6 protein-coding genes are annotated in these 4,879 nt (G+C 67.6%); all 6 read left to right on the top strand.

Going from position 1 to position 4,879, the window contains the following annotated elements; translation table 11 throughout:
- Window positions 1-44: 44 nt before the first annotated feature.
- The 6 genes from L687_RS32705 to L687_RS32680 all read left to right on the top strand — a co-directional run bounded on the left by L687_RS32705 (window position 45) and on the right by L687_RS32680 (window position 4,854).
- Window positions 45-944 carry a hypothetical protein gene (locus L687_RS32705; protein ID WP_021200030.1) on the top strand — a complete coding sequence of 300 codons (900 nt, stop codon included), beginning with the start codon at window positions 45-47 and terminating at the stop codon, window positions 942-944.
- 85 nt (window positions 945-1,029) lie between these two features.
- A complete protein-coding gene (locus L687_RS32700; protein ID WP_021200029.1) occupies window positions 1,030-1,377 on the top strand; it encodes a hypothetical protein in 348 nt (115 codons plus the stop codon).
- Between the two features lie 12 nt (window positions 1,378-1,389).
- A complete protein-coding gene (locus L687_RS32695) occupies window positions 1,390-2,700 on the top strand; it encodes a hypothetical protein (RefSeq protein ID WP_021200028.1) in 1,311 nt (436 codons plus the stop codon).
- On the top strand, window positions 2,700-3,296 hold the full coding sequence (locus tag L687_RS32690) for a hypothetical protein (protein ID WP_021200027.1): 597 nt from the start codon (window positions 2,700-2,702) through the stop codon (window positions 3,294-3,296). The genes L687_RS32695 and L687_RS32690 overlap by 1 nt, the downstream gene beginning before the upstream one ends.
- Entirely contained in the window at window positions 3,293-4,180 is an 888-nt protein-coding gene (locus L687_RS32685) for a hypothetical protein (protein WP_021200026.1), read from the top strand. The genes L687_RS32690 and L687_RS32685 overlap by 4 nt, the downstream gene beginning before the upstream one ends.
- Window positions 4,177-4,854: a hypothetical protein gene (locus tag L687_RS32680; protein ID WP_021200025.1), complete on the top strand. Its 678-nt coding sequence runs from the start codon at window positions 4,177-4,179 to the stop codon at window positions 4,852-4,854. The genes L687_RS32685 and L687_RS32680 overlap by 4 nt, the downstream gene beginning before the upstream one ends.
- Window positions 4,855-4,879 lie beyond the last annotated feature (25 nt).

Below are 4,879 nucleotides of genomic sequence, written 5' to 3'. Positions count from 1 at the left end.
ACGGTCGGCCCTCTTCGTCGTTCGCGGGCGTTTACTCTGGGGGCATGAGCGCGTCTGACGCTGTCGAGGAGTTCGAACGCGATGTGTTGGAGGCGAACGTGCCCCTGGCCGCGCTGCACGAGGCGGCGGGAGTCTCGGGTGATGCGCGGATGCGGGTGCTCGCGACTCACGTCGCGTTCCCGTCTTGGCCGGGAGTCACATCCGCGAGCGCGTTGAGACACGCGGCGCAGGAAGCGGAGATCACCGCGGCGCTGGACGAGTATGCGTCCTCCGCTCGCCCGTTGCTCCGACCGGCAGACCAGGAGCGTTGGGAGCTGCTGGTCGCCGAGATGCAGCGCCGGAGTGGCGAGGGATTCCTCGCCGACGAGCTCGGGCGCAGCGCGGTGGGAGCCTCACTCCTGCGCGCGAAGCTCGGCGGTGGTCCGCATCGGGTGCAGCAGCGCGCCGGTATCGACTGCGCATGCGGCTATGCGGTCGATGGCCTCCTGCCGCAGAGGCTGTGTCCGGAGTGCTGCGACGTGCTCCTGCGGCGCTGGGTAGCGGAAGAACGGCGGCTGCTTCGGGCGATGCCCGCGTATGCGGAGGACGTCGCCCAGGTGATCGACGACGTCGCCCAGCAGCAGACGAAGGTGTTCGAGAGCCACGGCGAGTATCTCGACTCCGAGGCCTTCGGCCGGAGGAAGGCCGGTGGACGACGCCTCGCCCGTCTGGGACGCAGACACCGGGCGGAGCTCGCCGGTGCCGATCTGCGACGGTGGACAAGCTTCATCGAGCCGCTTTCCCGTGCGTCCACGACGAGTCTGCGCTCCACGGTGCAGAAGGTGCACAAGCGCGGTCTCGGTGCGGCGGCGCTCACCGAACTCGGGGTGCGTGCAGACGCGGAGAGCATCAAGGCCTTCGTCAAGGATTCCGAGAGGCGCACGAAGAGCAGCAGGAGAGTGTGAGGCGCAGCCCGATGGGGAGTACTCCCCATCGCGTCGGGCGGAGCTTCCCCGTAACGTCGTAGCGTCCGGGAAGAAGGAGGGGGCCATGGCAGGCGAACGCATGCTCGTGCCGATCAGTGATCTGCAGACGACCAGCGAGAAGCTCGCGGCGATCGTGTCCGAGCTGGAGTCTGCGGCCGCGAAGCAGGACGACGTCGAGAACGCCGTCGGCAGGCCGTACGGGGACGGTCGCCTGAAGGACCGCTGCCACGACTTCGAGGGAAGCTGGAACGACAGCCGCGACAAGCTGCTGACCAAGCTCAAAGAGGTCGCCGATCGCGTCAAGGGCACGGTCGACGAGGTCACCAGCCTCGACAACGAGATGGCGACGTCGATGGAGCAGTCGGGGTCGGGGAACGCGCCGGGTGCCGGGCGTCAGCCAGCCGCGGTGTAGGGGGCGAGGCAGATGCAGACGAACAAGGGACGTGACGTCGAAGTCGTTGCCGGCGATGCCGTGGCGATCGCCGACCGGGGAACGAAGATCGTCGAGCTCGGCGACAGCATGGTCAGTGCCGCTGCGACGCTCAAGGGCATCAAAGACGGCTCCATCGATGGCGAGGGCTACGCGATGGACAAGATCAAGGACGTCGTCGACGACGTCCACAAGGATCTGGATGAGGCAGGGCGTCGGTACAAGCCGGCCGGGACCACGCTGAGCAGCTACGCGACGGCGCTCGAGACCGCCCAGAGCCGCATGCGCACGATCGTGGCGGACTGCCAGACGAGCCTCACCGAGCTGCAGACCGCGCAGTCGAACGCGGCCGATGCCGCCGACGCGCTCCAGGCGCACAACACCTCGACGCGGCTGAACCCACCGGCCGAAGAGGACGCGGCAGCGAACACGACTGCCGGCACGAATCTCGCGACCGCCGCCTCCGGTGCGGCGTCGACCCTCAACACCGCGGAGACCACCCACAACGACAACCTCGACGCGTTCGACGGCGAGTACGACAGCTGGCACACCGCCTACGAGACGGCCGTTTCGGGACTGACCGACGCGAACAAGATCGGCGAGGACTCCACGTGGGAGAACATCGCCGGTGTCCTCGCCGTGGTCGCGGAGTGGGTGAGCTGGATCGGCCTCGCGATCGCCGTGCTCGGACTCATCATCGGTGGTCCGTTCTTCGCGATCGCGGCTCTGGTGGTCGGGGTCATCGCGCTGGCGCTCACGGTCGCCCTGATGTTCGACGGCCGCAAGGGCTGGGGTGACCTCGGCTGGGCGATCGTGGGCATCCTGCCTGTGGGCAAACTCGGCAAGATCTTCTCCGGCAAGGCGAAGTTCGTAGAGGAGTTCATCGGTCAGTTCCGCAATCCGGTCCAGCAGATGACTCGATTGCGCGGTCTCGCCGGAACCGCTTCTCCGTGGCGGGGCATCGTCTCGCAGAACTTCGGCTCCTACGCGTCCGGTGTCTCCGGAGTCCGTCAGTTCGGGAACAACATCTTCGGCGGGCTCGGCGAGCGGTTCTTCTTCGGTGCCAACCGATCGTTCCAAGTCGCCTTCAACGACGCGGTGTCGTCGACCGGCCCGCGGTTCCAGGAGGTGCTGCGGGCGGCGCTGCCCGAAGGGCTCGCAAACGTTGCCAAGGCACCGACCAACTCGATGTTCGAAGCCGCGTGGAACACGTTCAAGTGGTCGGACCGAGTGGTGGGGCTCACCGGGAACGGCAAGCCCTCTGGTGGGTTGTCGCCCGCCGGGCTCGTCAACGGGCTGCTCTGATGGCGGGAGACGCGGGATTCGTCTGGGACCTCGACTTCGACGCCGCGTGGTTCGTCCCGCTTCCCGGAGTGGACGGGAGCCAGATCGGTCCCGATGCGGCGGCTGCCTGGACCGACGCCGCCCTCGCGAGGTTGCCCGATGCCGCGACGTCCGATCCGCAGCGCGCTGCGCTGCTGCGCGCGACCGCTGGCGCCCTGCTTTCGCAAGCCGAAGAAGGTGTCACCCGATTGTGGTTCGCTCCGGAGCGAATGTACAGCGATCTCCTCGTTACGATCACCGTGTCGCGAGCATCGGGGCCGGGGAGCGCAGCGAATGAGGAAGTCTTCGACGGCGACCGGTTCTCCGCTGGATTCGATGTGGTGCCACTGCAGACCGAGACGCATGGCAGCGGCTTCCTCCTCCGGCGCTCCACGCAACTCGAAGGGGAACAGCCGCTGTTCATCACGCAATGGACCGTGCGGCTGAACGACGGCACGTGGAGCATCCTTGTCGATACGCTGGGGACGACCCTTCCCGCCTTCGTCCTGTTCGAGGAGCAGCTCATGCGCCTGATCCCGGGGATCCGACTTCCGCGGACGGCGGCGGTCGAACAGTGAGCAGGTACGACCTCCTCGGCGTCGAAGCGCAGCTCTTCGAGCAGTATCCGGCGTTGGCCGATCGCCACGAGAAGGCGGCTCGAGCGGGCTCCGAGCATATTCGTGGTCTGATCGAGCGAAGCGACGCGGCACGCGGGGGCGATGCCGACGCGTTCGCCGAGCATGTGGCATCCATTCAGCGCTCGGCTCTTGCGAGTTACGCAGCCTCGGTCCGAGGGATCGTGTCTGTCGAGGACATGGTGCGGTGGGTGCGCACCCGCGACGCGTTGAGGCTGAGCGCATATGACTCGCTGCTGCGCGAGGTCGATGCGCCTGGAGCGGCGTCTCTGCTCGATGCCCTGGAAGCGGTGCACGACAGTGGCGATGCATCGGGCGGCCAGGCGACGCTGGATCAGGCGCTCGCAGCCGTCGCGGATCGCTGCACCTGCGGATACGCCTCCACCCGCAACCTCCCGAAGCGCACATGCTACGTCTGCGCGCAGGCGGTGACGGCGGTGTGGGATGCGGAAGAGCAACGCGTGCTGCTTCGCCTGCCGGCGTTGCGAGAAGCGGTCGACGGGGTGCTCGATGCGCTGGTCGACCGACTGGCGGAGATCAAGCTGGATCCCGCCACGGAATGGTCTGTCGTCGAGCATGAACAACGGAAGGCTCGGCATCGTCTCACGCGACTGAACCGCGCTGCGCGTGGTGAGATCTTCGACGAGATGCTGACGAATTGGCGTGAGCTCGCCAGCGCAGCCTCGCACGACTCTCGACCGATCGCTCGATCGGTGGCGAAGGGAGCCAAGCGCTCCGGGCTGGGGACGGCGCGTCTCAGCGCGATCGCGCTCCCCGGCAATGCCCTCGTCGAGTCACGCGCGAAGAAGAGAGCGCAGCAGCGGTGAGCGAGATGAACGATCTCGGTGTGGAGTTCCGTTACGGCATCCCCGCCTTCCGCCTGGTGCTGCCTCCGGGGTGGGCCACGCATCTGCCCACGAACGCGGGCCAGCAGGAGGACGTGCGCAAGGCCAGTGCGATCTTCATGCAGGCCGGGCGCCCCGATCTCGACGCGGAGTTCCGCACGATGATGGCGCAGGCCAATCAGGGTATGCGCCGCACCAAGGTGTTCGCGATCTATCGGCAGGAAGACGTGCCGATGGAGGAGCTCCTGCCCCTCTCGATAACGGCCTCCGCCCTCGACGCCCCCGTCGGCGAGAATCTCGACGGCTGGGTGACGGAGGCCTTCCGCCTCCGCGGCGCCGTCTTTCTCGACGAGCACCTCCGGCACATCGTCCGCTGGTCCGCCGAGGCAACGCGCCCCGCGGGTGCGCCTGCGATCGACGGCGTCGGCGGACGCACCGTGACGTACATCATCCCCGTGCCGGGAACGCTGCGTCGCAAGGCGCTCGTGTTCACGTCGACCATCGTGATCCCGGACGGCGAGGTGATCCCCGCCGAGGTGCTCGACGGCATCGAGCTGCTCAGCGACGCCATGATCTCGACCTTCGCGTGGGAGCAGCTGGCCGAGGAGCCGGCGGTCCCCGTCACCGTCGAGCAGGCGCCGACCGACCGCCGCTGACTGGTGTGCGGGGATGGGGAGTTGT

This window comes from Microbacterium maritypicum MF109 (assembly GCF_000455825.1).
GTDB classification, from domain to species: domain Bacteria; phylum Actinomycetota; class Actinomycetes; order Actinomycetales; family Microbacteriaceae; genus Microbacterium; species Microbacterium maritypicum_A.
Note: the sequence above shows the minus strand (reverse complement) of the source record. Positions and strands in the feature narration are given on the sequence as shown.